Annotated in this window: 1 protein-coding gene; it reads right to left on the bottom strand. The window is 25.0% G+C overall.

Going from position 1 to position 707, the window contains the following annotated elements; all coding sequences use genetic code 11:
- Positions 1–99: 99 nt before the first annotated feature.
- On the bottom strand, positions 100–707 hold a 608-nt coding region (locus BN899_RS18275), incomplete at its 5' end, for a TIGR04100 family radical SAM protein (protein ID WP_330362605.1).

Here is a 707-nt window from a genome sequence, read left to right as displayed (position 1 = left end):
ATGAAATTAAAATTATAGATGAATTAAAGAAAAGATTAATCTCTTTAAATTTAGAGTTTTAATTATAAATAAAAAATGAACTCAAATTGAGTTCATTTTTTATTCTTTATGTCTAACTCTCAGTTCTATACCTAAGTTATTTGCTATATCATATGACTTTTCTATTTGCTCTTTAGATATAGTGTCAACTACAGAAAACTTAACTTCTTTTAAATGTTTTTTGCAATCGCTAGCAAATTTAAGCATAGCATCAAATGATTTTTCTCCAAATACTGGTCTAGTGACTTCATTGTATAATTTTTTATCTGGAGCATTTAAACTTATTGATACAGAGTCTATAAAATCACTTAACATAATTGCAGTATCTTTTTTATGAATTAAATCACTAAGTCCATTTGTATTTACCCTTACTTTTATATCACTTTTATTTTTTATAAATTTAGCAATTTCAATAACTTCATTTATTCTAACTAATGGTTCTCCATAGCCACAAAATACAATTTCTTCAAATTCATCTAGACTATAATTATTAAAAACATCTTTTACTTCTTCTATACTTGGTTCATGATCCATCCACAAATTTCCACTACTTGCTACTTCATCACCCTCATCTCTTATACAAAACGTACATTTACATGGACAAAGATTTGTTATATTTATATAAAGACTGTCTTCTATTGTATATAAAATATTCATGTTAATTCCCC

The sequence above is a fragment of the Faecalimicrobium dakarense genome (assembly GCF_000499525.1).
GTDB classification, from domain to species: domain Bacteria; phylum Bacillota; class Clostridia; order Peptostreptococcales; family Peptostreptococcaceae; genus Faecalimicrobium; species Faecalimicrobium dakarense.
This window is presented reverse-complemented; position numbering and strand designations above follow the sequence as displayed.